The organism is Butyrivibrio sp. XB500-5, assembly GCF_003625505.1.
In the GTDB taxonomy this organism is placed as follows: Bacteria; Bacillota; Clostridia; order Lachnospirales; family Lachnospiraceae; genus Butyrivibrio.
Genome location: NZ_RAIS01000001.1, coordinates 830538 through 856993, shown reverse-complemented (window position 1 = coordinate 856993; position 26456 = coordinate 830538). Strand labels below are relative to the sequence as shown.

Sequence of the window (26456 nt, the reverse complement as noted above, 5' to 3'; positions counted from 1 at the left end):
CATTCTGGTTGCATGTGAAGCCCTCTCCGAGCATTACATTTATATGATACCTTATTTATTTACTTTTTGCATCTTGTTTTATAAAGTGGTTTGCATAAAATAAAACGTTATCCCCCGATTATCTCCTGCATGTCGCTCCAGGTGCTGTCCAGGGCTTCAATGACTTTTTTGTAGAGGAGATATTTCTTTTCATAATCATCATGTGCCCAAGCTCTCGGAAGGACTGCCTTGTTCATACGGCACATATGATCAGCCGCATCGGTTACATCCTTGTAGTCGCCGACTGCTGTTGCTACGGCGATAGCGCATCCAAGAGCGCCTGTCTCATCAACATCGACTGTCTCTACGGGAAGATTCATTACGTCTGCAAACATCTGTGTCCAAGCCTCAGACTTGGCAACGCCGCCTGCGAGACGGATAACAGCTTCCTTGGAATCTCTTGTGTTCATGAGTCTGTCGAGGTGCCATCTATGAGAGTAAACAATGCCTTCATAAACGGCGCGCAGCATGTGATGTCTTGTGTGAGATGCGTCGAGTCCGACAAATGCCGCGCGCGCAAGAGGGTTAACATTGCTTGCGGTAAGGAAGGGAAGGAACACGGGAACAAAGTCCTTTGGCTCGAATTCTTCGCACCATTCATTCATGATGTCATAGATGCTTCCGCCGTTTTTCTTGGCTTCTTCTTTTAACTCGGGAAGAAGCTGACGGATGAACCACTCGTTGTTTCCTGCGGAAGTGGGGCTTGATTCCTCGATAAGATAATATCCGGGAAGACAGAAGATTGAATTCATCTGTACGCTTCCGTCGAGAACCGCTGTTTTGCGAGGATATTCATTTATGCTCCATGTGCCTGCGATCATGCAGATGTTCTTGTCATCTGTTACGTTGACTGCGAGTGCACAGGCGTTAATATCGAACATTCCTCCGATGACGGGTGTGTCTTCTTTTAATCCTGTCGCTTCAGCGGCTTCTTTGGTGATGTGTCCCGCGATATCTGTTGAGAGGCAGATGGGAGGAAGTGCGTCCCAGAGCTTTTCTATGCCGAATAATTTCAATAACTCCTTGTCAAAAGAAGCGGTGTGAAGATTCATAAGTCCTGTGCCTGAGTAATCCGTGATCTCGGCTCTTGCTTCACCTGTTAATCTGAAACGAACGTAGTCCTTACATTCAAATATCCACTCGATGTTATCCATGTTTTCAGGCTCGTTGTCGCGGATCCATGCAAGAAGACATACCGGCTGACATGCCATTATGTGCTGGCAGGAGAGCTCAAAAGCTTTTTCTTCCGTTCCGTCTTTTTTCCAATCGGAATAGTATTTCCATGCGCGGTTATCGGATGAGATGATGCCTCTTCTTACGGGATGTCCGTCTTTTCCCCAGAGATAAAGACCTTTTCCGTGACCGCAAAGTCCGATTCCTGCAATGTCTGCGGGATCTATATTGTTCTTTTTTATAAGCTCGCGGATAACGGTACAGTTATCGTCCCACATCTGATCCATGTCGCGCTCTACAAAATCGGGAGCGGGCGTTATTGCTGCGGTTGCGATTGATTCTACCGCAACCTGTTTTCCCTCTTTTGTAAAAAGAGCTGCCTTTGTATTTGTTCCTCCGTTATCTAACCCCAGATAATATCTCATTGTTTTCGGTTACTCCTTTCCGGTATTGTTCTTCTATATATTTCTTGGCGTTTGTGATGTATTCTTTATAATCCATGCCTTCCCGGTACCACATTTCCATCATGTACGGTCCGGAATAGCCCAAGTTTTCCAAGATATTAAGTTCTTTTGCAAAATCAACGCAGCCTTCTCCGAAGGTCACGCACTTAAACTTTCCTTCAAAGGTCGGAGTCACCGCCAAAGTATCTTTTAAATGAACTCCGACTATTTCATGGATTCCGAGCTCAAGTTCATGCTTTACATCGTTTCCCCAAGCTGTGAGATTTCCAAGGTCCGGATATACCGTGAACCAGGGGGATGGGATCTCATCTTTATATCTTTTGTAACGTGTGATGCTGCTCATAAGCTCCGTGTCCATGATCTCCATCGCAAGCATTACCTGATATTTCTCAGCAGTCCTTGCTGCGGATTGCAAGCCTTCCAAAAAGAGCTGTAAGCTTTCGGGAGTCGATTGTTCATAGTAAACATCGTAGCCCGCTAGCTGGATCACACGGATTCCGAATTCTCTGCAAAAGAGAATTGCTTTATCCATAAGTTCATGTGCTTTTTCTCTTATAATGGGATCGGCGCTTCCGTACGGGAAACGGCGATGACAGCTAAGACACATGGAAGGTATGGGAACGCCGGTCTTTTGGATCGCGGCGTGAAGCTTTTCTTTTTCTTTTTCGGTCCAATCCAGTCTGTTTATTCTTTCATCTTTTTCGTCAATGGATATTTCAACATAGTCATATCCGAGGTCCTTTGCGGTCTGCAGGCGCTCTTCCCAATCCATTTCGGGCGGGAGAGCCTTTTCATACAAACCGAGTAAGTGATTGCCCAACATGGTAGTTTTCCTCCTTACCTGATTAGCATAAATATGTTGATATTTAATTCGTTATATAAAACGCATTTATATAACGACTTTAATTTAACATAAGTTTATTTCAAAATGCAATCCCGGATCAAAGGCAAATGATATGAAAAGAAATCTCGAAAATTGTGTATTTTTGACAAAAACACAAAATACAAAAACTTTTTTGATGTTAGAAGTTGACAAACGAAAAACCGAGTTGTATATTCGGTTTAGAAATTCGTTATAGAAAACGGTTTTACAAAACTGGAAAATGTGCACACGTTCCATAACTGCGATTTCTACATAAGACAACAGAATAGGAGGAATTTTTAAAATGGCAGTTAGAGGAAGTATTCCAAAGACTATGAAAGCTTTGGTTGCTTACAGCAAGGATGATTACAGATTAGAGCTTGCCTATCCTACTCCTGAATGCGGACCCGACGATATAATTATTAAAACTGAGGCGTGCGGTATCTGCGCAGGTGATTTAAAATGTAAGCATGGGGCAGCGATGTTCTGGGGAGATGATATTCAACCTTCATGGGTTAAGCCCCCTTTCATTCCCGGACACGAATTCTACGGAACCATTGTTCAGATGGGTGAGAATGTTGAAGGATATGAACTTGGTGAAAAGATCACAGCGGATCAGATCGTTCCTTGCGGAAAATGTAAGTTCTGCAAAGACGGACATTATTGGATGTGTCAGCCACATGACATGTACGGTTTCATGTCATATACCAACGGCGGTATGGCAGAGTATGTAAGATATGGAAAGACATCTGTTATTTCCAAGCTTCCAAAGGATATGCCTTTGGAGCAGGCAGCACTTGTTGAACCTTATGGTTGCTCCAAGCATGCGGTAGACAGAGCAGAGATTACCAATGAAGACGTTGTTGTTATTTCAGGCGCAGGTACACTCGGACTTGGAATGATCACATACGCAAGAATGAAGAATCCCAAGAAGCTTATCGTTCTCGACATGCAGGAGAACCGCTTGGAGATGGCAAAGAAATTCGGCGCTGACCTGGTATTCAATCCCGGTAAGTGTGATATAGATAAAGAGATCAAGGCTATTACAGACGGCTACGGATGTGACATCTATATAGAGGCAACAGGAAATCCGGCCAGCGTAATCCAGGGTCTTACTATAATAAGAAAACTCGGAACATTTGTTGAGTTCTCCGTATTTGGCAAAGAGACCACAGTTGACTGGTCTATCATCGGAGACAGAAAAGAGCTTGATATCAGAGGAGCACACCTTAGCCCTTACGCATATCCTTTTGTAATTGAAAACATGATGAACGGCAACTTAAAGACAGAAGGAGTAATCACGACAATCCTTCCCATTGACGAATGGGAGAAGGGATTCGATCTTGCTTCGGGACGCGAAGGGGATCTCAAGGTTGTACTTACCTTTGATTAAAATAAGCATGCGACAATGAAATAAAGAACAAACGACAAAATGCTAAAAGAAAAAAGATAAGGAGAGACAGTATGAGAAAGTTAATGTCACTTGTATTGGCAGCTACTATGGTAGCAGCAACGCTCACTGGCTGTGGGGTAGACTCACCTCAGACAGCTCCAACACCCGAATCTGACGGACAGCAAGCGGCACCTGCAACGGATTCCGCTACCCCCGAAGCAGCAGCGGAAGAGTTCGACTGGAAGAAGTTTGACGGAGAAGAGATCACCGTTCTTTTCAGTGAACATACTTATGCAGATGCTGTTGAAGAAAAACTGGATGAGTTTACAGAGAAAACAGGTATCAAGGTTAATTATTCTTCAATGCCCGAAGGAAACTACTTTGAGAAACTTAATGTTGAACTTAGCAGCCATTCAGGATCTATCGACGTTTTCATGACAGGTGCTTACCAGTCATGGGAATATGCTACAGCCGGAAATCTTGAACCTCTTGAGAAATACATTGGCACTACACTTACCAGCCCTGACTGGGATTACGATGATTTCATTCCTGCGGTTATCGATGCTCTTAAGTGGGATCTCGTTCCCGGACATGCTGTAGGCTCCGGCTTCCAGTGGGCTCTTCCTATGGGATGGGAAGTAAATATCCTTACATATAATAAGAGAATTCTTAATGAGAAGGGTATTGAGCCTCCCAAGACAGCCGAGCAGCTTCTTGATGCCGCTAAGGCTCTTAAAGAGTTCGACGGCAGCGGTTCTTACGGACTTGCAGTTCGTGGTCTTCCCGACTGGGGAACAATCCATCCCGCATACATGTCAATGTATTCAACATGGGGTGCTAAGGACTTTGAAATTGAGAACGGCAAGCTTGTAAGTAAAGTAAATTCTCCTGAAGCAGTTGCAATGACTGAGTACTGGGTTGACCTTGTAAAGAACGGTAGTGCACCTCAGTGGGCAACATACGGATGGGAAATGTGCGGAGCTGACCTTGGAGCAGGAAAAGCTGCTATGATGTGGGATGCAGACAGAGGTGGTTACACTCAGAATACACCCGGATCATCTAACGAGGCCGGAAACATGGCATTTGGTATGGTTCCTTATCCCGAATCTGCAGGCAAGACAGAGGCAGATATGAAGTCTAACCTTTGGGTATGGTCAATGGCTATGAACGCTGATTCAACCAAGAAGGAAGCTGCATGGTACTTCATGCAGTACTTCACAAGTCCTGAGTTTATGCTTTGGTCAGGCGTTGAGAAGGCTTGCACAGATACCCCTCGTACTTCTGTACTTAACAGCGATGCTTACAAGCAGTCTGTTGCAGGTGCTGAAGGATACTACGAGGCCTTCTCCACAATATCTAAGAATGCAAGTATCTTCTTCACAGCTCAGCCATACTTCACAGAGACAACAACTGAGTGGGCTAAGACCCTCCAGGATCTTGTAACGACAGATAAGTATTCTTCCGTTCAGGAAGCTATGGATCAGCTAAAGGTTACGATGGATGAACTTGTTTCCGATCTTGAAGTAGAGTAATCTAAAAAAGAAGTAAAAAACTAACACAAAACGCACGGGGGAGGCAATTTTCCCCCGTGATGTTTTGAATAATGTATGAGGTGTAGACATGACCGCAAAGAACAAGAGCAACGGTAAATCCGAACTGAACAAAGTGCCGTTTTCGACACGTGTCAGACCCTATTTGATCGTTGCACCTTCACTCATCATTACAATCGGAATCATGGTTCCCTTTGCAATGGCAATTTGGTATTCACTTACTAATTATTCTTTTAAACTTCCCAATCACAAATTCATAGGTATAAGCAACTGGGTAAGCATGTTGGGAGACCCTGCGTTCTGGGGAGCAGTAAAAATTTCATTAATGTACGGTGTCATTTCCACGGTATTGGAAATGCTTATAGGTCTTGGAGTCGCTATTTTACTTAATAATTTGAATAATGGGCTTTCAAAAGTACTTCGAGTTCTGCTTGTTTTTCCGCTTATGATCGCACCCGTTACGGCGACGATCGTATGGCAGCTTATGCTGAACAGTTCGGTAGGTATTGTTGAAAAGCTTTTGAATATATTCGGCGTATACAACTTCCCTTGGGCTGCAGCACCGGGAACGGCTATGCTGACGGTAATTATTATAGACGTATGGATCAATACCGCATTTATTATCTTGCTGGTTCTGGCAGGACTTCAGTCACTTCCGAAGTCACCTTTCGAATCGGCGCTTATAGACGGAGGAAGCGCATGGTTTAACTTTACAAACCTCACACTTCCGATGCTTAAGCCAAGTCTTTACATTGCACTTTTGTTCCGCTTCATGGCGGCACTTCAGGAATATGCGATAATCTTTGCACTTACAAAGGGAGGCCCGGGAAATGCGCTGATGTCTCTTTCGCTTACCGCATATCAGAAAGGCTTCAAATTCCAGAAGTTTGGTGCGGCAATACCGTTTATTCTGGTTCTTTGGCTTATTATCAACATTGCCGCAAAACGTATCGTAAACTTACAGCGTACTGCACAGAAGCAGGCCGCAGGTCTGGAAGAGTAAAGGAGGAGCAAGATGAAGACAGGAAAACAGAGAGCACTATATGTGCTTCAAAACTTCTTACTTATCGTATATGCGATATTTGCGCTCTTCCCTCTTATTTGGATGGTGCTTATAACTTTTAAGTCAGATACGGAAGTATTTACAACAACATTTTTGTTTCACCCCACACTTGCAAACTATCAGGAAGTACTTCTTCGTTCCAACTACGCAAGATACATCCTTGACAGCGTTATAGTATCGGGCGGTGCGGTTTTGGTATCGGTGCTCGTAGGTGTCCCTGCGGCATATGCGCTTGCAAGATACAATTTCCCGAGAAAAGAAGAATTGGCATTCCAGATTCTTTCTTATAAATTTGCACCCGAAATATTGGTTGTTCTGCCACTTTTCATGATCTACCAAAAAATCGGTCTTTATGACAGCTATGTGGGCCTTATATGGGTTTACCAGCTAATATCACTTCCTCTTTTGATATGGGTTGTCCGCGGATATTTCGAGGACATCTCGGTAGAGATTGAATATGCGGCTCAGGTCGACGGTTACAGCTGGTATCAGATCTTTTTCAAGATGCTGGTTCCTCTGATCAAGCCCGGTTTGGTTTCGTCAGCGCTCCTCGCCTTTATATTTGCTTGGAATTCCTTCACTTTCCCGCTCATTCTTTCAAGCAACAAGGTGTACCCTGTAACCGTTGCGATCATGAAATACTTAGGTACCGACAGTGCTCACTATGGACAGCTTGCGGTTGCTTCAACAGTATCGGCTCTGCCTGCTGTGATCTTTGCACTTTGCATTCAGAAGCATCTCGTTCGTGGACTCAGCTTTGGTGCCGTTAAAGGTTAAGGAGGACTTATGGCAAGAATACAACTTGAGAATGTCAAGAAGGCCTTCGGCAAAGTTCAGGCACTTGATGGAATCACAATTGACGTTAAAGATAAAGAGTTTTTTGTATTGTTCGGACCTGCCGGCGCAGGAAAGACTACTATATTAAATTGTATCGCAGGAATAGCGATGCCCGAAGAAGGCGTTGTAAAATTCGGCGATGAAGTAATGAACCTTACAGATCCCGCACACCGCAACGTTGCGATGGTTTTCGAAAACTATGCTCTGTATCCTCAGATGACTGTTTACGACAACATGGCATCAGCCCTTAGAAGTAAGCTTTACAAGGCTAGCGAGGAAGAGATCGCTGAGAGGATCCAGTGGGCAGCTAAGACAATGAAGATGGAAAATCTTCTTGAGAGACTTCCCAGCCAGCTTTCAAACGGACAGAAGCAGAGAGTTGCGATGGGACGAGCACTGGTTCGTACTCCCAACGTATTCCTTATGGATGAGCCTTTGGCACATCTTGATGCGAAGCTTCGTAACTCGATGCGTACAGAGCTCAAAGAAATGCAGGCCAATCTCGGATCTACTTGTATCTATGTAACACATGACTTTATGGAAGCAATGGCGCTTGGCGACCGTATCGCCATTATCAATAAAGGTAAGATCGTGCAGATAGGTACAGGCGACGAGATATACTATATGCCTTGCAATGAGTTTACGGCTCAGCTTATGGGTGAACCTCAGATCAATATTTTTGAGGCAACAGTAGCAGCTACAAATGACGGATTTGATGCAAAGATCAATGTATGCGGAGAAGAGATCACTCTCGCTCTTCCTAAGGATGACAATGTTTATTCCAAGATCAAGGAGCAGGGAATGGTACGCTGCGACATCGGTATCCGTCCTCAGAATGTTAAGTACTCTTTTGAACCCAAGGAAGGTTATTTCAAGAGCACGGTCTACAGCTATGAGAGTATCGGAAATAAATCTGTTATCGTTGCAGAGTGCGGAGATTATCAGCTTCGTATGATCGCCCCCAACGGTCTGAATGTTGAGATCGACAGCGATGTTTACATTAAGCTCGAAATGGATCATATAATCCTCTTTGACTTTGAGAGCAAAGAATATATAGTTCGTTACGATGAGGCAAGCTTTATTGCACTCGCTGCATCAAAGGAGGAAGAATAATGGCCGGATTGACACTTAATCATCTTTATAAAAGATATGATAATTCAGGTAAAAAGAAAAAGATCAAGAATGATTTTGCTGTAAAGGATCTTAACCTTGTCTGTGAGCAGGGAGAATTCGTCGCATTACTTGGTCCTTCCGGATGCGGAAAAACAACTACACTGCGTATGATCGCAGGACTTGAGGAGATAACTGACGGAGAGATCTTTATCGGAGACAGACTTGTAAACAAGCTTCATCCCAAGGACAGAAATATCGGACTTGCATTCGAAGATTACGCGATGTATCCGCCTTTAAACGTATACGGAAACGTTGCGTTCAACATGAGAGCAAAGGGCGTGCCCAAGGAAGAGATCGACAGGAAAGTTCGCGAGATCGCTCCTCTCATGCAGATAGACGACCTTCTTGATAAGATGCCCGTTAAGCTTTCGGGCGGACAGAAGCAGCGTGTTAATATTGCAAGAGCTATCATAAGAGAGCCCGAGCTCCTTCTTATGGACGAGCCTTTGTCACACCTTGACGGTAAGGCACGTCAGGCAATGCGTACCGAGATCAAACGTCTTATCAATAAGATCAAATGTACAACGGTTTACGTTACACACGATCAGCTCGAGGCTATGTCACTTGCTGATAAGATCGCTATCATCAACTTCGGTGTACTTCAGCAGTTCGGAACACCTACGGAAGTTTACGACGATCCCGCCAATGAGTTCGTTGCATCATTTATCGGTGAGCCTCCTATGAACATTTTGGAGACTACCATTATAAATAAGGACGGAACCTTCTTCTTTACCTTTAAGGATTCCAATCTTCAGATCGCGGTTCCCGAGAGATACTACAGTGTAGTAAGTGACGGATTCCGCTGCAAGATGGGCGTTCGTCCCATGGACGTGCTTGTCGGAGGAGAGGATTCCCAGGGTACTTCCGAAGAGATCGCAACATTCGAGAATCTCGGCGACGAGAGAAGGATCGGTATCCGCGTAGGTGACGTTCTCATGATGCTCATCACCGAGGATGAGAAGCGCTATAAGAGAGGCGATGTCATCAAGCTCGAAGTTCGCGGAGAAAAGACGCATCTTTTCGATATTGAGACCGGCGACCGTATTAGAGAGAAGAACTGATAAGGAGAAAATGTGATGAATATAATCTTAAGCGTAGCTTCTATAGTATTACTTTTGCTCCTTGCATGGCAGATATGGGGCTCTGTATGGAATATCATCGCCATCGTCCTCAGCTTGTTCAAAGACTGATCAAGGAGTAGTTATGTTAGAAGAATTAAAAGAGAAGGTGTATGAGGCAAACATGCTTTTGCCGAAATACGGTCTTATAACTTTTACGTGGGGAAACGCCAGTGAGATCGACAGAGAGAAAGGTCTTTTTGTCATCAAGCCAAGTGGCGTTGAATACGATAAATTAAGTCCCGATGATATGGTTGTGGTCGACCTTGATGGAAACAAGGTTGAAGGTCGCTACAATCCGTCATCAGACACAGCAACGCATGCAGTGCTTTACAATGCGTTCGAGAAGGTAAACGGTATAGTTCATACTCATTCGACATGGGCGACAAGCTGGGCACAGGCAGGAAGGGGTATTCCCTGCTACGGCACCACACATGCGGATTATCTCTACGGAGAAGTACCGTGCGTAAGAAATCTCAGCAAAGAAGAGATCGATGAAGGCTACGAGCATAACACCGGAGTCCTTATCGCGGACTACTTCAAGGAGAACAATATAGATTCCGTTGCCATGCCCGCTGTCCTTTGCAAGAACCATGGACCTTTTACATGGGGAAAAGATGCTTTGGATGCTGTTCACAATGCAGTGGTACTTGACGAATGTGCCAAGATGGCTGCATTATGTGAGATGATAAATCCAAATGTTATGCCGGCTCCCAAGGAGCTTCAGGATAAGCATTATCTTAGAAAGCACGGTCCCGGCGCATATTACGGACAAGCGGAGAAATAAGATGTTGATTGAGAATATAATTGAAGCTGCAAAAGATGCGGGAGAGATAATGGTAAACGCCAAGCGTCCCAAGATCATGGAAAAGGAAGGGCACGCAAACTTCTGCACCGAAACCGACGAAAAGATACAGGCTTTTTTGATCGAAAGACTTGAGAAGATCCTTCCCGAGGCGTCATTCCTCGGCGAAGAGGACGGGCAGGATGTCTTTTCGGAAAAGATGAGCAGTGGATATTGTTTTGTTCTTGACCCGATAGACGGGACGAGTAATTTTATTTTTGAGTACAGACCATCAGTGGTTTCGATAGCTCTTTTGAAGGACGGAAAACCATATATGGCTGTAATCTATAACCCTTATGATGAGATGCTTTTTTCCTCTGTTATAGGGCAGGGGGCTTACATGAATGGTGAAAAGATCATGTCCTCCAATAGTCCCCTGTCCGACTCCCTTGCAGTGTTCGGAACCGCTCCGTACTACACCGAGCTTAGGGACAAGACATTTGAGATGGTAAAAGAGCTTATGCCTAAATGCGTAGATATCAGAAGATCCGGTACGGCTGCATGGGATATGTGCTGTACGGCGCTCGGAAGGACAAGTCTTTATTTTGAGCTTAAGATCCAGCTCTGGGACTACGCCGCAGCTGCGCTGATCGCATCGGAGGCGGGCTGCAAGGTTACGGATGTTGACGGTAATCCTTTATCATATACAGGACCGACATCGTGCCTTTGTTTGGCAAGAGGAGTCACTGAAAATCCGTTTAAGTGATATGAAAAAATCTTTGGTTATTTTTTACCTTGATTTTTTTTAAGCAAAAGTGTATGTTATATGTGTCCATACAACTGGCGGATAAGTGGGTAACCACGAGGGAGTATGGAGAATAATAATGTATGTCGACCGCCTGGGCAACCGCTTTTAGCAGTGGTTACTCAGGCGGTTTTTTTGTGCAGAGCACTTAGCGTGGTATTGTCGAGCTTAGTGCGAGCCACACATGTTCACTTAACAAGGTTTTTTCGAGTTTAGTGAAGCATGTGATTCATTTAAATGGAGGACAGATATGGTTAATTTACAGGAAGAAATCTCACGCACCACTTACCCCGGAAGAGGCATCGTTATCGGTCTTACCAAAGACGGTAAGAAGGCAGCTTGTGCTTACTTCATCATGGGAAGAAGTGAAAACTCAAGAAACAGAGTATTTGTAGAGGACGGCGAGGGCATCCGCACTCAGGCTTTCGATCCTTCCAAGATGGAAGATCCCAGCCTTATCATCTACGCTCCCGTAAGAGTTTTGGGAAACTCAACTATCGTTACAAACGGTGACCAGACAGATACTGTTTACGATCTTATGAAAGAGGGCAAGACATTTGAGCAGGCTCTTCGCACAAGAGAGTTCGAGCCCGACGCTCCCAACTACACACCTCGTATTTCAGGTATCATGAACGTTGAGAACGGCAAGTACGATTTTGCAATGTCAATCCTTAAGAGCAACAACGGAGATCCTTCTTCTTGTCATAGATTTACATTTGCTTACGAAAATCCCAAGGCAGGTGAAGGCTATTTTATCCATACATATATGAAGGACGGCAACCCGCTTCCCAGCTATGAGGGTGAGCCTACACTCGTTGATATCGACGGAGACATCGATACATTCACAAACAATGTTTGGAATGCACTCAATGAGGACAACAAGGTTTCATTGTTCACAAGATTCATTGACATCGAGACAGGTAAGTACGAGTCAAGGATCATCAACAAGAATAAGTAATATCAAGTAGGATAATAGGAGAAAACGGTATGAACGAAATAGAACTTAAATACGGCTGTAACCCCAACCAGAAGCCTTCCAGAGTATACATGGAGGACGGAAGCGATCTTCCCATCAAGGTACTTAACGGAAGACCCGGATACATCAACCTTCTCGATGCCCTCAACGGATGGCAGCTTGTTTCAGAGCTTAAGAAAGCTACAGGACTTCCCGCAGCTACATCTTTCAAGCACGTATCACCTGCAGGTGCTGCTGTAGGAACACCTCTTTCCGATATTGAGAAAAAGATCTATTGGGTAGAGGATCTCGGAGAGCTCTCACCTCTTGCCAATGCTTACGCAAGAGCGCGTGGTGCTGACAGAATGTCTTCATTCGGAGATTTCATTTCTCTTTCTGATGTCTGCGACCTTGATACAGCTAACCTTGTAAAGAGAGAGGTTTCAGACGGAATCATCGCTCCCGGCTACACAGATGAGGCCCTTGCTGTTCTTAAGGCTAAGAAGGGCGGTAACTACGCTGTTATCGAGATCGATGAGAACTACGTTCCCGCTGCTATCGAGAAGAAGCAGGTATTTGGCGTAACTTTCGAGCAGGGACACAACTTCATCGAGATCGGTGAGGACATGCTCACAAACATCGTTACAGACAACAAGGAACTTCCTGAGTCAGCTAAGATCGACCTTATCATTGCACTTATCACACTTAAATATACACAGTCCAATTCTGTTTGCTACGTTAAGGGCGGACAGGCTATCGGTATCGGAGCAGGACAGCAGTCAAGAATCCACTGCACAAGACTTGCTGGTTCTAAGGCTGATAACTGGTTCCTTCGTCAGGCACCTCAGGTTCTCAACCTTCCTTTCCTTGATACCATCAAGAGACCCGACAGAGACAATGCTATCGATCTCTACATCGGCGCTGATTACATGGATGTTCTTGCTGACGGCAAGTGGCAGAATATCTTCAAGGAGAAGCCCGAAGTATTTACAGAAGAGGAAAAGAGAGCTTGGCTTGATAAGAACACTGATGTTGCTCTTGGTTCAGACGCATTCTTCCCCTTCGGAGACAATGTTGAGAGAGCATTTAAGAGCGGCGTAAAGTACATCGCTCAGCCCGGCGGATCTGTTCGTGATGACAACGTTATCGAGGCAGCAAACAGCCACGATATGGTAATGGCATTCACAGGACTTCGTTTGTTCCATCATTAATTCAAAAACCCTGAAATGCTTTCTTTCGCATTTCAGGGTTTTCTTTTGTTTACATGAGCTTTTCGTCGTAGATTGCCCTCTGTCCGCCGACGTATTTCGGGCGGTGGCGTGCACATATTATTGGAGCGGCTCCGATCTTACGAAGGGAGATACGCATGGGAACCACAACGTGGTGCATGTGCATTCCTATCATCGTTCCGCCGATATCTATTCCGGCATCGGCTTTTTGATTTATTGATTCTACAAGTACGGGATCTTCAAATCTCTGATAGCATACGGTTGCAAAGGCTCCGCCTGCGTGATTGGGCTGAGGGATTGCATTGACCTGCTCAAATCCGAACTTTTCCATAACTTCTCTCTCTACAACAAGAGCTCTGTTAAGGTGTTCGCAGCACTGAGCTGCCATATATATGCCGTTTTCTTTAAGGACAGGCACGATTCCGTCAAATACGGCATTGGCACTGTCGAGGTTTGTTGCCGTGCCTATCTGGTCGCCAAGGATCTCACTTGATGAGCAGCCTACAACAAAGAGGCTTCCTTTGATAAGTCTTGCTCCTTCCAGAATTTCACATACAGCTTGTCTGCTTTGTGATGTTATTTCCTTAAAATCCATTTCTTAATCCTCTCATTGTATCTTTTCAAGTGAAGCCTGCTGCGTGCGCGCCGGTGCTTCACTTATCGCTGAAATCAAATCTTTTAAATATCTTTAATAGTCCCGCCTTATAGCAAAGAAGGAGAGAACCGATTACTCCGAGGAGTGCCTGTGCGATCTCATAAGGAAGCTTAATCATTGCATATTCAAAAGTGCTGTACACATAGGTTTTTCCGAGTGTATAACCAACTACCATTATAACCGCGCCGATGAGAGTTGCAACTACGGATGCCGCAAAATGCTCTTTTTCCCCCTTAATAATCTTGTTGTGAACGATAAGAGAGATCACGAGTGCCTGAAGACCGTGTGTTACTAGCGATACAAACATGGGAGCCGGATAAAAGAGAAGGTCTCCTAGGAAAGATCCGACGCCGCCAACAATAAATGCTGCGAGAGGATCGAGTAGTATCGCCGCCGTGCATATGATAAGGTCGCAGAGGTAAAGGTGTCCTCCGGGAACCGGTATTCCAAAGCTGGACATAATGATGTTGAGCGCCATAAAAAGGGCTGTTATGCAGATCCACTTTACGTGGTCCGAAGTTTTTTTGTTATTTTCCGAAGCTGAATTCTGTGTCATCGGTATTCTCCCAAATGTTGATATTGTGTAGGGTGTTGCCGTTTGATGAAATATGCATTCTTCCCACACTTCATAGAATATACTACATAGCTGGTATCAATATAATACCCAATTTTGATTATTTTTTTAATACCAGATAACACGAGCAGGCAGCACATTCTTTTTTGTTTACTATTTGATAAATACGATTGCAAGATATGAGAAGTGAAAGGAAGTTGATGATATTAAAATAATAAAAGTGCGATTGCACAAATGCTATACATCCCGAAGAAAGGAACATCTTATGAAAAACTGTAAAGTCGGAATTTTGGGAACAGGTGTTATCAGCAGAACTTATGCAGGCGATATCAAGCAGTTCTATAAGAAACTCGAAATTGATGCGTGCGCGGACATAAATAAGGATGCTGCCAGTAAACTCTCCTCCGAGTATGGTATCCCACGCGTACTTAGTGTCGATGAAATACTTAATGACCCGTCTATCGACATAATAATCAACCTCACCCCTCCTCAATTTCATGTAGAGCTGTCCAAGAAGATATTAAATGCGGGCAAACATCTTTTTTCCGAAAAACCCTTTGCGGCGAATCTTGAAGATGCAAGGAGCATCCTCGAGCTGGCAAAAGAGAAAAATCTCTTTGTCGGATGTGCTCCCGATACCTTTCTTTCCTCGGGACTGCAGAGCGTAAGGCATTATCTTGATGACAATCTTATAGGTAAGCCCTTTTTTGTCACAGCCAATATGACTACTTTCGGCGTTGAGACATGGCACCGCAATCCGAGAGCTTTTTATATGAAGACCGCAGGCCCTATCTACGATATGGCGCCGTACTACATTTCGGCGATCGTTTCGCTGCTTGGACCGATCGACAGCATAACGGCACTTAGCTGCAAGGGGCAGGAAGTTCGCCACATTTATGTTGGTCCCGATGAGGGAAAAGAGCTGGTGCCAGAGACCGATACGCATTATTCGGCGGTCATGAGACTTAAGAGCGGAGCGGTAGTAAATCTTAACGTAAGTTTTGATATATACAGATCGAACCTCCCGATGTTTGAGATATACGGAAGCGACGGCACTTTGACTTATCCCGATCCGAACTTCGGCGGTGGAAGTCCCAAAATATACAGAAAAGAGCAGTTCACCGATACCGTTTATAATAAGAGCGAGGACGCCGTTAAAAGAAGTGAAAGCTTTGTGACACTTCCCGAGCTCTTCCCCAGGGTAAAAGATTATTCGAGAGGCATAGGTGTTTTGGATCTCGCCGATGCCATAGAAAAGGGAAGAACACCAAGAACAAGCGGAGACTTTATTTTGCATGTGACCGAAGCGCTTGAAGGCATAATAAAGTCGGCAGATAACAATGAAACCTACAAAATGACTACTACATGCGAAAGACCCGAGCCGATAAAGCCCGGAACAGACTTAGGAGAGATATAGATCAAGCCAAAAAGGAGAAAAGTATGAAACTTGGAACGTCATCACCTCTTAAACATGACAGCCCCGCACAGTGGGCAAAAAGACACAGAGAACTCGGACTTGAAGCCATCAATTTTTCGCCTACATGCAAGGATGACGAGCAGCTTGTCGACGAATATGTAAAAGAAGCTGCCGCGAACGGCCTAACGATCGCAGAAGTCGGAATCTGGCGAAACACACTGGATCTTGATGAAGATAAAAGAAAAGAAGCAATTAAGTACAGTATCGGTCAGCTCGAGCTTGCTGACAGGATAGGTGCGCGCTGCTGCGTAAATATCCTGGGTTCCAGAGGTGAGCGCTGGGACGGAGCATACAAGGACAATTTTTCCAAAGAGACTTGGGAGCTTGGAGTAAAGACAATAAGAGAGATAATAGACGCCGTTAATCCCAAGAATACATATTTTACGATAGAGCCCATGCCTTGGATGGTTCCGACGGGCCCGGATGAGTATTTGCAACTTATGGAAGATGTAGACAGGGACAGATTCGCGGTACATCTTGATCTTTTTAACTGGATGACAACTCCTAAGAGATATTTTTTCAACGAAGAATTCATAGATGAATGCTTTGAAAAGCTCGGTAAATATATAAGGAGCTGCCATATCAAGGACGTTAAGATGCAGGATGATTACACGATCTTTTTCAAAGAGACCTATCCCGGAAACGGAGAGATCAATATAAAGCACGTCATAGAAAAAGGCCTTGAATACGATAAGGACATGACCTATATCATTGAACACCTGGTCACCGATGAAGAATATCTAAGAAGTGTTGAATATGTAAAAGGATTTTTTTACGAAAACTTTTCGTAAAGTATGATATAATATTCATGCATGCACGTTATTTTGTTTCCAAATAACTAATGTTACGGGGGATTTTATTTCATTGGTTATGGAGGCAGGGATTATGAGGAAAAAACGTGATTCATTGATGGCTGAAGAAAGATATCATATCGATGAACTTACGGGGCTGCACAGTCTGACCGGTATCCTTGAGCATCTTCAGGGACACGGGGAGTTTGCGGCTTGTCTTAATACGGTCATAATCTATATTAACGTCATGAATTTCAAGTCTTTTAACCAAAGATATGGTTTCTCCGGAGGCAATGACTTCATAAAAGGCATTGCTATGGAGATTCTTGGAGTTTTTCCAAATGAGCTGGTTGCAAGGGCAAGCGGCGATCATTTTATAATTCTTTCCAATTCACTTATGCAAAATGAAATATCCGAAAGACTGGATAAGCTGCGTGAGATCGCTCACAAGTATGAGAAAGGCCTTGTTATGCGTATTAAGGCCGGAGTCTACCTTGCAAGAGGCGATGAGGAAGATCCTGTTGTCATGATAGACAGGGCGAAGGCGGCCTGTGACGACATTATCAGAGTTTATGACCGCGATACCAATTTTTATTCGGATGAGCTTGAAAACAGAAACAGGCTTAGACAATATGTACTTGATAACTTCGAGACTGCTTTTAACAACAGATATTTCAAGGTTTATTATCAGAAGGAAGTTAGGACGCTGACCCGCAATGTGTGCGGCTATGAGGCGCTTGCCAGGTGGATGGATCCGGAATTTGGGATTATCTCGCCGGGTCTTTTTATCGAGGTTTTGGAGGATGTAAGGCTTGTTCATAAGCTGGATACCTATATTATTGAGCAGGTATGCGCGGATCTTCGAAAAGATATCGAGCTCGGACATAATGTGGAACCTGTGTCCGTTAACCTTTCAAGGCTTGATTTTGAACTTTGCGATATTCTCGGAGAAGTTGATAAGTGCAGGGAAAAGTATGACATTCCAAAATATCTTTTGAATATAGAGATAACGGAGAGTGCGGTCGCATCCGGCGCGGACTTTCTGGGTGATCAGATAAAAAGCTTCAGAAATGCGGGATATGAAGTTTGGATGGACGACTTCGGCGCAGGCTATAGCTCTTTTAATAACCTTAAATCCTATGATTTTGATGTCGTAAAGATCGATATGAACTTCCTTAGGGAGTTTCAGACCAACAAGAAATCAAGGGTAATCCTTGCAAATATCGTGGATATGGCAAAAGAGCTCGGGATCCATACGATCGCAGAGGGTGTGGAGACTGAGGAGCAGTACGAGTTTCTTAAAAGAATCGGCTGTGAGAAGCTGCAGGGCTTCTTGTTCGGAAAGCCGGAGCCTCTTAACGACAGCGGTGAAAAGGCTACAAATGTAGGCGAACACTGTGAATCTATGGAGATAAGGAACTACTACGACAAGATCGGAGAGATCAATCTTCTTGGAAATACACCGTTACGACCCAAGACCATGGAGGTTTTCAACAACCTTCCGATAGCGATACTTGAGGTCGATGAGAATGAAATGAACATGCTCTACATGAATAATGCCTATGTTACCTTCCTTAATACGATTGGAATCGCGAACATGGAAGAAGTAAACAAGAGGCTTAAGAATGTTGAGCTTCCCGATGTTAAGGGGTTAAAAGAGATAACACAGAAGGCGGAGAGCTCTCTCACAAGTAGGGCGGAAGCCGATTATATAGCAGGCGGAAGCGTCGTCAATTCCAAGGTGCGTTTCATATCGAGGCAGGGAAACAAAGCGTCTTTTGCCCTTGTATCAAGGAATGTGACGCTGTATAGTGACGGCCATCTTGCCGACAGCGTTCAGGCTGCGATGGCGCATATTTTTAATCAGTATTTCAGGGTGGATATTTTTGACGATGAGGGAACCGTGGAAAATATCTTCCTTAAGGGCGAGCAGATAGCAATCTCCGATCGTGTTAAGAGCGCAGATAAGGCGGTAAAAACTTACGCGGAGCTATATATCAAAAAGTCGGAGATCGAGCGGTTTATAAGCTTTTATGATATGTCGACCGTTAGGGACAGGATAAAAAAGGCCGGAACGGATTATCTTGTGGATCATTTCCATTCATCGTCGCTTGAAAATGCAGGCAGAATGCAGATGTACATGATTATGCCTTTCTATTATAATAATAAATGGAAGTATATCTCATGTAGCAGATATGCCGACGAGATGGTGGGAACCAATTAGGATCCCGCGTAAGGATGGCTTTTTTAGATGCTTAGGTTTTGTTTTGGAGCTTCGGGATCCGGCAAGAGTACCGGACTTATAAAAGAGATCATAGACAAAAGTTTGACTGATGTCGGGACTGATTTTTTGCTCATAGTTCCCGATCAGTTTACGATGCAAACTCAGAAGGATGTTGTTAGAATGCATCCTTCACATGCGATAATGAACATTGATGTATTGAGCTTTGGGCGCCTTTCACACAGAGTGTTTGAAGAGACGTCAAAAAGCTCTTTTTCTGTGCTCGACGATGTCGGAAAGAGCCTTGTTCTTAGGCGTGTTGCGGATATTCTCGGCGACAGACTGAAAGTTATAGGTAAAAACATGCATAAACCGGGCTATATCGATGAGGTTAAGTCAACAATCTCTGAGTTTATGCAGTACGGAATAAGTGATGATGCGCTTGCGACTCTGGAAAACGAGAGTGGCAAGAAGGCTGCGCTCAATTCAAAGATCAAAGATCTCAGACTTCTTTACAGCGAATTTCTACGCTACATCCAAGGAAAATTCATAACTACAGAAGAAACACTTGATATTTTATGTAAGGCAATACCAAATTCATCCTTGCTAAAAGATTCGGTGATAGTATTCGACGGCTTTACAGGCTTTACGCCCATTCAGTACAGGGTAATAAAAGAGCTTATGAGAGTATCTAAGGAAGTCTGTGTTTCTCTGACAATAGGGCCCGAAGAAGATCCGTATGCCCCTTCTTTTGAGGAGCAGGAGCTCTTTATGCTGACCAAGAAGACGGTACTTGACCTTGAAAAAGCCGAGTATTTGCTTTTAAAAGAGACTTCCGTGATAGCTGCCGGGGGACCTGATTTCGAGGCGTGGAGAAATATAAGAAACGCCGAGATGAGCGGCAAGGCAGGCGGAGACATATTTATAAAAGACAAAGAAGTAAAAAGACTTGAGGGTAATCCGCCGCTTGCATTTCTTGAGCAGAATTTATTTAGATTCAACTCGAGAAAATATACGGACAAACAGGATTCCATACAACTTTTCGAGGCGCAGACGCTCGAAGAGGAAGTTCGCCAGACTATGATCAAGATACGCTCTCTTGTGACAGGCAAGGGCTATGCGTACAGGGATATAGCTGTGGTATGCGGTAATCTCGGAAGCTATGCAAATCTTATAAAAAGAGCTGCGGCCAAATTTGATATTCCGGTTTATATTGACCAGAATACGGGGCTTATGCTTAATCCCTTTATAGAATACATAACGAGTGCTATCAATATAGTTATTTCAGGATACAGATATGAAGACGTATTTCACTATATGCGAAGCGGCATGACGGATTTCTCCAAAGAGGATACGGATCTTTTGGAGAATTATGTTAGAGCGCTCGGAATCAAGGGTAGGAGTGCATGGGAAGACAGATTCATGCGCAGAATGCCTGCGAGATTCAGTCAAAGAAGCCAAAGTGAAGATACCGAGACTAAGGAACTTGAGCTTGTGGAAAAGCTTGAAGGTATGAGAGCTTCAATAAGTGCTCAGTTAAAGCCTTTGTTTGATGCCAAAGAAGGAACGGCTGTAGAAATAACAGACGCTCTTTTAAAAATGATAGAAGAAAACGCCTGCAGCGAGAAGCTTCTTCGATATAAAGAGAAATTTGAAAAGCTCGGAGATATCGCCAAGGCAAAAGAATACGATCAGGTTTACGGGAAGGTTATCGATATACTGATGCAGATTTCCGCGCTGATAGGCGAAGATAAGCTTGATATTAAGGAATACAAAGATATTCTGAGTGTCGGCTTCGGGGATATAGAAGTCGGAACCATTCCTCAGGATGTGGACAGAGTAATAGTCGGAGATATCGAAAGAACAAGACTTAGAGAGATCAAAGCGCTGCTTTTTATGGGAGTTAATGACGGCTCAATTCCATCAAGTACAGGTGGCGGCGGTATTCTCTCTGATATGGATAGGCAATTCCTTCTTGAGCTTGATACGGGCGTTGAACTTGCGCCTACGCCCAGACAGCAGATGTATATCCAGAGATTATACCTTTACATGAATCTCACCAAACCGACAGACAAGCTATATCTGTCTTTTTCGGAGCTTGATAATGATGGAAAGAGCGTGAGACCGGCATATCTTATTTCAAAGATCATGTCTCTATACGAAGGAATGGAAATAGACAGGCCCGAGGATGCACCTTTTGAGGAACAGACATCCTGTATAGGTGACAGTTTGGGGAATCTTGCCGAGCTTATGAGAGAGTTTTCACTCGGTATTCTTGACGATAGGAAAAAGACAGAGCTTTCTACGTTATATGAAGTCGTGAAGAACAAAAATGTCGAGAGTGAAAGCAATAAAGATTCCGGTATGGAGAAGATGAGCGGAGGCTTTGTTCAAAAGCTTACGGAAGCGGCCTTCAAACATTACGAGGACAGACCTCTTGCCAAGAATATCGCACTTGCTTTGTACGGGGCAAATCTTGAGAACAGCGTAAGCCGTCTTGAGAAATTTGCTTCCTGTTGCTATGCACATTTTCTTCGATATGGTCTCGGGCTTTCGGAGAGAGAAGAATTTGATTTTGATTCATCGGATCTAGGTAAAGTATTCCATGAAGTTCTTGAGAAGTATACAGGCGAGATAATAAGGCAGAATATATCATGGAAAGACCTTTCCAAAGAGGAATCAGACAAGATATTAAATCAAGCTTTAACAGAATGCATAGATGCATACGGAGAAACGATCCTTTTAAGTAACGCCCGTAATGAATATATGGCGGAACGTATAAAAAGGATACTCACAAGAACCGTAGATACCCTCAAATACCAGATTTCAAAAGGAAATTTTGAACCCGCACATGTTGAAATGGATTTTAGGGAAGCGGGTAAGATCGAAGAGATAAATATTGCACTCACCGAAGATGAGAAACATAACATAATAGAGAGCATGAATCTTCACGGAAGGATTGACCGAATTGATCTATGCGAAGATTCGGATCATGTTTATGTAAAGGTCATTGATTTTAAATCCGGTGGAAAGAAACTGAGCCTAGCCTCGTTATATTACGGTCTTCAGCTTCAGCTTGTTTTGTATATGAATGTTGCCAAGGCTGTAGCCTCGAAAAAAAGCGGAGGAAAGGAAGTTGTTCCTGCGGCAATATTGTATTACCACGTGGAAGATCCCATGGTTAAGGGCTCCGCTGATTTGCAACCTGATGTTATCAATCAAGAGATAATAAAAGAGCTCAAGACGACCGGCCTGGTCAACGAAAACAGGGAAATTATAAACATGCTCGATAGCAGCATAAACGGGGCATCTGACGTTATCCCGGTCGGATTTACCAAGAGCGGAGATATAACTGCGGCTTCGAGCACCGTTACAAACGAGGATTATTCAGCTATTTCAGGATTTGTGGATAAGAAAATACGCGAGTTTGGCAAGAATATCTTAAACGGAGATATCAAGGTCAATCCGTATGAGATGAATAACCGCGATGCTTGTAAGTATTGCAGCTATAAGGGAATATGCGGTTTTGATGACAAGATACCCGGATATTCCAAGAGAGAGCTTGATCTTGACGATAAAGACGCAATGGAGCGTATCAGAAATGAAAGTTGAGTTTACCAAAGAACAGCAGGCGGTAATAGACGCCAGAAAATGTAATGTTCTCGTATCGGCAGCCGCCGGATCAGGGAAGACGGCTGTTCTTGTCGAGCGCATTATTCAAATGATAAACGAAGGCGTTGATATAGATCATCTTCTCGTTGTTACCTTTACAAAGGCCGCAGCATCACAGATGAAGGAGAAGATCACGCTTGCGATTCAGGAAAAGCTGGTATCGGAACCTGACAATAAGCATCTTCAGAAACAGGAGACGCTTATTCATAATGCGCAGATAACTACCATAGATTCTTTTTGCCAATATGTAATTAAGAATAACTTTAACTTCATAGGCCTTGACCCGTCATTTCGCGTAGGCGACGAAGGAGAGTTCAAGCTTTTAAGAGATGACGTGATGTCAGCAATGCTTGAAAATGAATATGTCAAAGCAAAGGAAGGAGGTAACGATGATTTCCTTTTTTGCATGGACTATTTCGGTACCGGAAGCGATGACAAGAACGTTGAGGAGTATATAGAAAAGCTATATCGCTTTTCCATGAGTATGCCCTGGCCTGAGGATTATCTGAATGAAAGGGCGCACGACTATGATATCGAGGGCATGGATTTCGAAGAGATTCCCTGGGTAAAAGAATGTGTTGCAATAGTTAAGAGAATGATTGCCGAAGCAGCAGATAAGCTTGGTACGGCGCATGATCTTACTTTGCTGCCGGACGGTCCCTATATGTACGGAGAACTCCTTGAAAAAGAGGCGGAAGCGGTATCCAAGCTGACTTCATGTGATTCTTATGATGGTCTGTTTGACGCTGTAAGAGGAATATCTTTTGACAGGCTTCCTTCCAAGAAGGACGACAGCGTATCTACGGATAAGAGAGAGGCAGCTAAGGAGCTTAGAGACAGCGCCAAGAAGGATATCAAGAAGATAGCTGAAGAATACTTGATGCTTCCTTCGGATATGGTCTGCGAGCAGATGAAGCTGTGTGACAGAGCGGTTAAAGAGCTCTGCAGATTGACGCTTTTGTATAAGCAGATGTTTGATGAGAGGAAAAGAGATGAGCTTTTGATAGACTTTTCCGATATGGAACACTTTGCGCTTAATATACTTGTCGATCATGAAACGGGGGATCCGACTCCTGTAGCTCTTGAATACAGGGATTTCTTTAAAGAAGTTTTAATTGATGAGTATCAGGACAGTAATAACGTACAGGAGCTTATTCTTAAGGCGATTTCCGGTGAAGAGGCGGGCGTTTCCGAGAGGTTCATGGTAGGTGACGTCAAGCAGAGTATTTATAAGTTCAGACTTGCACGGCCCGAGATCTTTATGGACAAACTTGCCACTTACAGTAAAGATGAGTCTGCGAGCGACAGAAGGATAGACCTTCACAAGAACTTCAGAAGCAGAAAGGAAGTTCTTGAAGGTACTAATTATATCTTCAGAAAGATCATGGGAAGTGACCTTGGAAGTGTAGAGTACGACAAGGATGCGGAGCTTGTCACGGGAGCGGATTACCCCGATCCCTCTTTTGACATGACCCCTGAGCTTATATTGATAGACGATCCGAGCGGGGAAAAAGAAAATGAGGCTTATGCGATAGGAAACAGGATCCATGAGCTTATGCGCGAAGATAAGACGCTTTGTTTTAAAGATATTGTTATTCTTTTAAGGTCTCCGTCGGGATGGGATGATGTGTTTAAAAAAGCTCTTGAAGAGCAGGGAATCCCGTCGTATATAGAGTCAAAGAGCGGATACTTTGATGCGTGGGAAGTGTCGGTACTTCTGGATATCCTTTCCGTGATCGACAACCCGACATTGGATATTCCGCTTGTTTCCGTGATGCATTCGCCAATCGGAGATTTTTCCGATGAAGAGCTTGCGCTTATTAAGATTGCAATAAATGACGTTGTCGAGGACTCTTTTGACGAGCCTTTATATATTGGAATCAGGAAACTTATTGATAATAGTAAGCGGCTTGAAGAAGGTCTGGAAAGTAAGTTATCGGCGTTTGTTGACTTTATCGAAAAGCTTAGAGACATGTCCGCATATACACCCGTACATGAGCTTTTACAGTACATCATAGATGTGACGGGCTTTGAGCTGACGGTCAGTGCCATGCCTGCGGGTAATCAGCGAAGGGCAAATATTGAGCAGCTTCTTTCGCGCGCCGAGAACTTTGAAAAGACGAGCTTTAAAGGACTTTTTCATTTTGTCAGATATATTGAGCATATCAAGGTCGTACAGGTTGATTACGGCGAAGCCGGAATAATAGATGAAAACGCTGACGTTGTGCGTATTATGAGTATTCATAAGAGTAAGGGTCTGGAGTTCCCTGTTGTGTTCGTTTCGGGGCTTTCCAAGCAGTTTAACAGAATGGATACAAGAGGAGACCTTATTGCGGATATGGACCTCGGAATCGGCGTAAAATGCATCGATTCCAAGCTGCGCGTCAAGTCAGAGACTCTTAAGAGAATGATAGTTGCGGATAAGATGAACACGGACAGCCTGGGAGAAGAGCTGCGTGTTCTCTATGTTGCGCTTACAAGAGCCAAGGAAAAGCTTATAATGACGGCTTCAATGAAGAAGCTCTCCGATACTTTGTCAAAAGAGATTAAGAAGCAGGCAGAGCTTTCGCACGGAGCATCAAACGGCATAGAGCTTATACCTTATTCCATGAGACTTGGAGCTTCCGGATATATCGATCTTATCTTGCCTTCGCTTATAAGACATCCCGCGATAAAAGATATTGCGGAGAAATATGGGCTTTCCGAGCTTATCTCAGACAGATACATGGACAATAATCCTGATATTCCTGAGTTTAGCATAAATTCCGTAACTGTGGACGAGATTCTGGCCAAGATGGAGGCTGAGAGCATAAAGGCACTGATTCGCCGCGATGATATTTCGGCTTATTACGATAAAGACCTTGCGAGCAGGCTTGAAGCTAAATTAATTGCCAAATACGGGCATGAATACCTGAAAGGGCTATTTACCAAGACTACCGTTACCGAGCTTAAAAAGCATATCCTTGAGGAGATGGGCGAGCATTTCACCAAGGAAGAGGAATATGGTGCGGACTACGAGGCACAGGATGACTTAATTGCGACAGCTGCGGGAGCATCGAAGGATACCGGTGAAGCTGCAAAGCGAGAGGGCTTGATCGGCCTTACAGGCGCAGAGCGCGGAACGGCGTACCATAGAATAATGGAGCTTCTGGATTACAATGTTGAAAATGACGAGAAAGCCTTGAATATCTGGCTTGAAGACCTTTTGACCAAAGATAGGATAACAAGAAGCTATATCGATAGCCTTGAAATAAAGGATATTCTCACATTCCGCAGCACCGACCTCGGAAAGAGGATGGGAGAGGCATTTAAAGCAGGTAAGCTGATGCGTGAGAAGCCGTTTATGATGGGAGTTCCCGCAAACGAGCTTGATAATAAATTCCCGGATGACGAGATGGTGCTTATTCAGGGAATTATCGACGCCTGGTTCTTTGAAGGCGATGACATAGTTCTTATGGATTATAAGACGGACCACGTGCGCGATGGGCAGGAGCTCATAAAGCGCTACAAGATACAGCTTGACCTGTATAAAAGAGCGTTGGAAGCCTCAACCGGTAAGAGTGTGAAAGAAATATATATCTATTCGTTTGCTCTGGGAAAAGAAATTAAATTATAAAACCA

The 26456-nt window shown here is 44.0% G+C and carries 19 protein-coding genes and 1 riboswitch; of the genes, 15 read left to right on the top strand and 4 right to left on the bottom strand.

The window, feature by feature from the left end; genetic code table 11:
* Window positions 1-107: 107 nt before the first annotated feature.
* Window positions 108-1637, bottom strand: a complete 1530-nt coding sequence (locus D6856_RS03955) for an FGGY-family carbohydrate kinase (RefSeq protein WP_120685811.1) — start codon at window positions 1635-1637, stop codon at window positions 108-110.
* On the bottom strand, window positions 1612-2499 hold the full coding sequence (locus tag D6856_RS03950) for an L-ribulose-5-phosphate 3-epimerase (RefSeq protein ID WP_199704107.1): 888 nt from the start codon (window positions 2497-2499) through the stop codon (window positions 1612-1614). The genes D6856_RS03955 and D6856_RS03950 overlap by 26 nt, the downstream gene beginning before the upstream one ends.
* A 343-nt stretch (window positions 2500-2842) precedes the next feature.
* On the opposite strand from D6856_RS03950, the gene D6856_RS03945 reads away from it, so the two are divergent.
* From D6856_RS03945 to D6856_RS03900, 10 genes are all read left to right on the top strand, one after another.
* Window positions 2843-3931 (top strand): alcohol dehydrogenase catalytic domain-containing protein, encoded by a 1089-nt coding sequence (locus D6856_RS03945; RefSeq protein ID WP_120655857.1) that lies wholly within the window; start codon window positions 2843-2845, stop codon window positions 3929-3931.
* Between the two features lie 71 nt (window positions 3932-4002).
* Entirely contained in the window at window positions 4003-5463 is a 1461-nt protein-coding gene (locus D6856_RS03940; RefSeq protein ID WP_092246659.1) for an ABC transporter substrate-binding protein, read from the top strand.
* 88 nt (window positions 5464-5551) lie between these two features.
* A complete protein-coding gene (locus D6856_RS03935) occupies window positions 5552-6484 on the top strand; it encodes a carbohydrate ABC transporter permease (RefSeq protein WP_120685810.1) in 933 nt (310 codons plus the stop codon).
* Between the two features lie 12 nt (window positions 6485-6496).
* Window positions 6497-7321 (top strand): carbohydrate ABC transporter permease, encoded by an 825-nt coding sequence (locus D6856_RS03930; RefSeq protein ID WP_120685809.1) that lies wholly within the window; start codon window positions 6497-6499, stop codon window positions 7319-7321.
* A gap of 9 nt (window positions 7322-7330) precedes the next feature.
* Entirely contained in the window at window positions 7331-8494 is a 1164-nt protein-coding gene (locus D6856_RS03925; protein ID WP_120685808.1) for an ABC transporter ATP-binding protein, read from the top strand.
* The gene (locus tag D6856_RS03920) at window positions 8494-9615 is read left to right on the top strand and encodes an ABC transporter ATP-binding protein (protein WP_120685807.1); all 1122 of its coding nucleotides are present in this window, start codon (window positions 8494-8496) and stop codon (window positions 9613-9615) included. The genes D6856_RS03925 and D6856_RS03920 overlap by 1 nt, the downstream gene beginning before the upstream one ends.
* Window positions 9616-9757: 142 nt before the next feature.
* Entirely contained in the window at window positions 9758-10459 is a 702-nt protein-coding gene (locus D6856_RS03915) for an L-ribulose-5-phosphate 4-epimerase (RefSeq protein ID WP_120685806.1), read from the top strand.
* A 1-nt stretch (window position 10460) separates the two neighbouring features.
* On the top strand, window positions 10461-11222 hold the full coding sequence (locus tag D6856_RS03910; protein WP_120685805.1) for an inositol monophosphatase family protein: 762 nt from the start codon (window positions 10461-10463) through the stop codon (window positions 11220-11222).
* Window positions 11223-11282: 60 nt separating this feature from the next.
* Window positions 11283-11368, top strand: a riboswitch (ZMP/ZTP riboswitch).
* A gap of 143 nt (window positions 11369-11511) precedes the next feature.
* Window positions 11512-12219, top strand: a complete 708-nt coding sequence (locus D6856_RS03905; RefSeq protein WP_120685804.1) for an IMP cyclohydrolase — start codon at window positions 11512-11514, stop codon at window positions 12217-12219.
* 29 nt (window positions 12220-12248) lie between these two features.
* On the top strand, window positions 12249-13427 hold the full coding sequence (locus D6856_RS03900) for a phosphoribosylaminoimidazolecarboxamide formyltransferase (RefSeq protein ID WP_092246642.1): 1179 nt from the start codon (window positions 12249-12251) through the stop codon (window positions 13425-13427).
* Window positions 13428-13476: 49 nt separating this feature from the next.
* On the opposite strand, the gene D6856_RS03895 is transcribed toward D6856_RS03900, so the two are convergent.
* Window positions 13477-14040, bottom strand: coding sequence for a TIGR01440 family protein (locus D6856_RS03895; RefSeq protein WP_120685803.1), 564 nt, complete (start codon window positions 14038-14040; stop codon window positions 13477-13479).
* Between the two features lie 58 nt (window positions 14041-14098).
* Window positions 14099-14656, bottom strand: a complete 558-nt coding sequence (locus tag D6856_RS03890; protein ID WP_092250099.1) for an ECF transporter S component — start codon at window positions 14654-14656, stop codon at window positions 14099-14101.
* A gap of 283 nt (window positions 14657-14939) precedes the next feature.
* Here D6856_RS03890 and D6856_RS03885 point away from each other — a divergent pair, with 283 nt between their 5' ends.
* From D6856_RS03885 to addA, 5 genes are all read left to right on the top strand, one after another.
* Window positions 14940-16091: a Gfo/Idh/MocA family protein gene (locus D6856_RS03885; RefSeq protein WP_120685802.1), complete on the top strand. Its 1152-nt coding sequence runs from the start codon at window positions 14940-14942 to the stop codon at window positions 16089-16091.
* Between the two features lie 23 nt (window positions 16092-16114).
* Complete coding sequence (locus tag D6856_RS03880) at window positions 16115-16942, top strand: sugar phosphate isomerase/epimerase family protein (RefSeq protein WP_120685801.1); 828 nt, start codon at window positions 16115-16117, stop codon at window positions 16940-16942.
* A 94-nt stretch (window positions 16943-17036) separates the two neighbouring features.
* Window positions 17037-19166 (top strand): EAL domain-containing protein, encoded by a 2130-nt coding sequence (locus D6856_RS03875; protein ID WP_158588815.1) that lies wholly within the window; start codon window positions 17037-17039, stop codon window positions 19164-19166.
* A 27-nt stretch (window positions 19167-19193) separates the two neighbouring features.
* A complete protein-coding gene (locus D6856_RS03870; RefSeq protein ID WP_120685799.1) occupies window positions 19194-22775 on the top strand; it encodes a PD-(D/E)XK nuclease family protein in 3582 nt (1193 codons plus the stop codon).
* Complete coding sequence (addA, locus tag D6856_RS15305) at window positions 22693-26451, top strand: helicase-exonuclease AddAB subunit AddA (protein ID WP_330543994.1); 3759 nt, start codon at window positions 22693-22695, stop codon at window positions 26449-26451. The genes D6856_RS03870 and addA overlap by 83 nt, the downstream gene beginning before the upstream one ends.
* The last annotated feature ends 5 nt before the right edge of the window (window positions 26452-26456 follow it).

Bases quoted from the DNA above. Each gene is read 5' to 3' on its own strand.
- D6856_RS03955 (WP_120685811.1), bottom strand. From the start codon at position 1,637: ATGAGATATTATCTGGGGTTAGATAACGGAGGAACAAATACAAAGGCA.
- D6856_RS03950 (WP_199704107.1), bottom strand. From the start codon at position 2,499: ATGTTGGGCAATCACTTACTCGGTTTGTATGAAAAGGCTCTCCCGCCC.
- D6856_RS03945 (WP_120655857.1), top strand. From the start codon at position 2,843: ATGGCAGTTAGAGGAAGTATTCCAAAGACTATGAAAGCTTTGGTTGCT.
- D6856_RS03940 (WP_092246659.1), top strand. From the start codon at position 4,003: ATGAGAAAGTTAATGTCACTTGTATTGGCAGCTACTATGGTAGCAGCA.
- D6856_RS03935 (WP_120685810.1), top strand. From the start codon at position 5,552: ATGACCGCAAAGAACAAGAGCAACGGTAAATCCGAACTGAACAAAGTG.
- D6856_RS03930 (WP_120685809.1), top strand. From the start codon at position 6,497: ATGAAGACAGGAAAACAGAGAGCACTATATGTGCTTCAAAACTTCTTA.
- D6856_RS03925 (WP_120685808.1), top strand. From the start codon at position 7,331: ATGGCAAGAATACAACTTGAGAATGTCAAGAAGGCCTTCGGCAAAGTT.
- D6856_RS03920 (WP_120685807.1), top strand. From the start codon at position 8,494: ATGGCCGGATTGACACTTAATCATCTTTATAAAAGATATGATAATTCA.
- D6856_RS03915 (WP_120685806.1), top strand. From the start codon at position 9,758: ATGTTAGAAGAATTAAAAGAGAAGGTGTATGAGGCAAACATGCTTTTG.
- D6856_RS03910 (WP_120685805.1), top strand. From the start codon at position 10,461: ATGTTGATTGAGAATATAATTGAAGCTGCAAAAGATGCGGGAGAGATA.
- D6856_RS03905 (WP_120685804.1), top strand. From the start codon at position 11,512: ATGGTTAATTTACAGGAAGAAATCTCACGCACCACTTACCCCGGAAGA.
- D6856_RS03900 (WP_092246642.1), top strand. From the start codon at position 12,249: ATGAACGAAATAGAACTTAAATACGGCTGTAACCCCAACCAGAAGCCT.
- D6856_RS03895 (WP_120685803.1), bottom strand. From the start codon at position 14,040: ATGGATTTTAAGGAAATAACATCACAAAGCAGACAAGCTGTATGTGAA.
- D6856_RS03890 (WP_092250099.1), bottom strand. From the start codon at position 14,656: ATGACACAGAATTCAGCTTCGGAAAATAACAAAAAAACTTCGGACCAC.
- D6856_RS03885 (WP_120685802.1), top strand. From the start codon at position 14,940: ATGAAAAACTGTAAAGTCGGAATTTTGGGAACAGGTGTTATCAGCAGA.
- D6856_RS03880 (WP_120685801.1), top strand. From the start codon at position 16,115: ATGAAACTTGGAACGTCATCACCTCTTAAACATGACAGCCCCGCACAG.
- D6856_RS03875 (WP_158588815.1), top strand. From the start codon at position 17,037: ATGAGGAAAAAACGTGATTCATTGATGGCTGAAGAAAGATATCATATC.
- D6856_RS03870 (WP_120685799.1), top strand. From the start codon at position 19,194: ATGCTTAGGTTTTGTTTTGGAGCTTCGGGATCCGGCAAGAGTACCGGA.
- addA (WP_330543994.1), top strand. From the start codon at position 22,693: ATGACAAGATACCCGGATATTCCAAGAGAGAGCTTGATCTTGACGATA.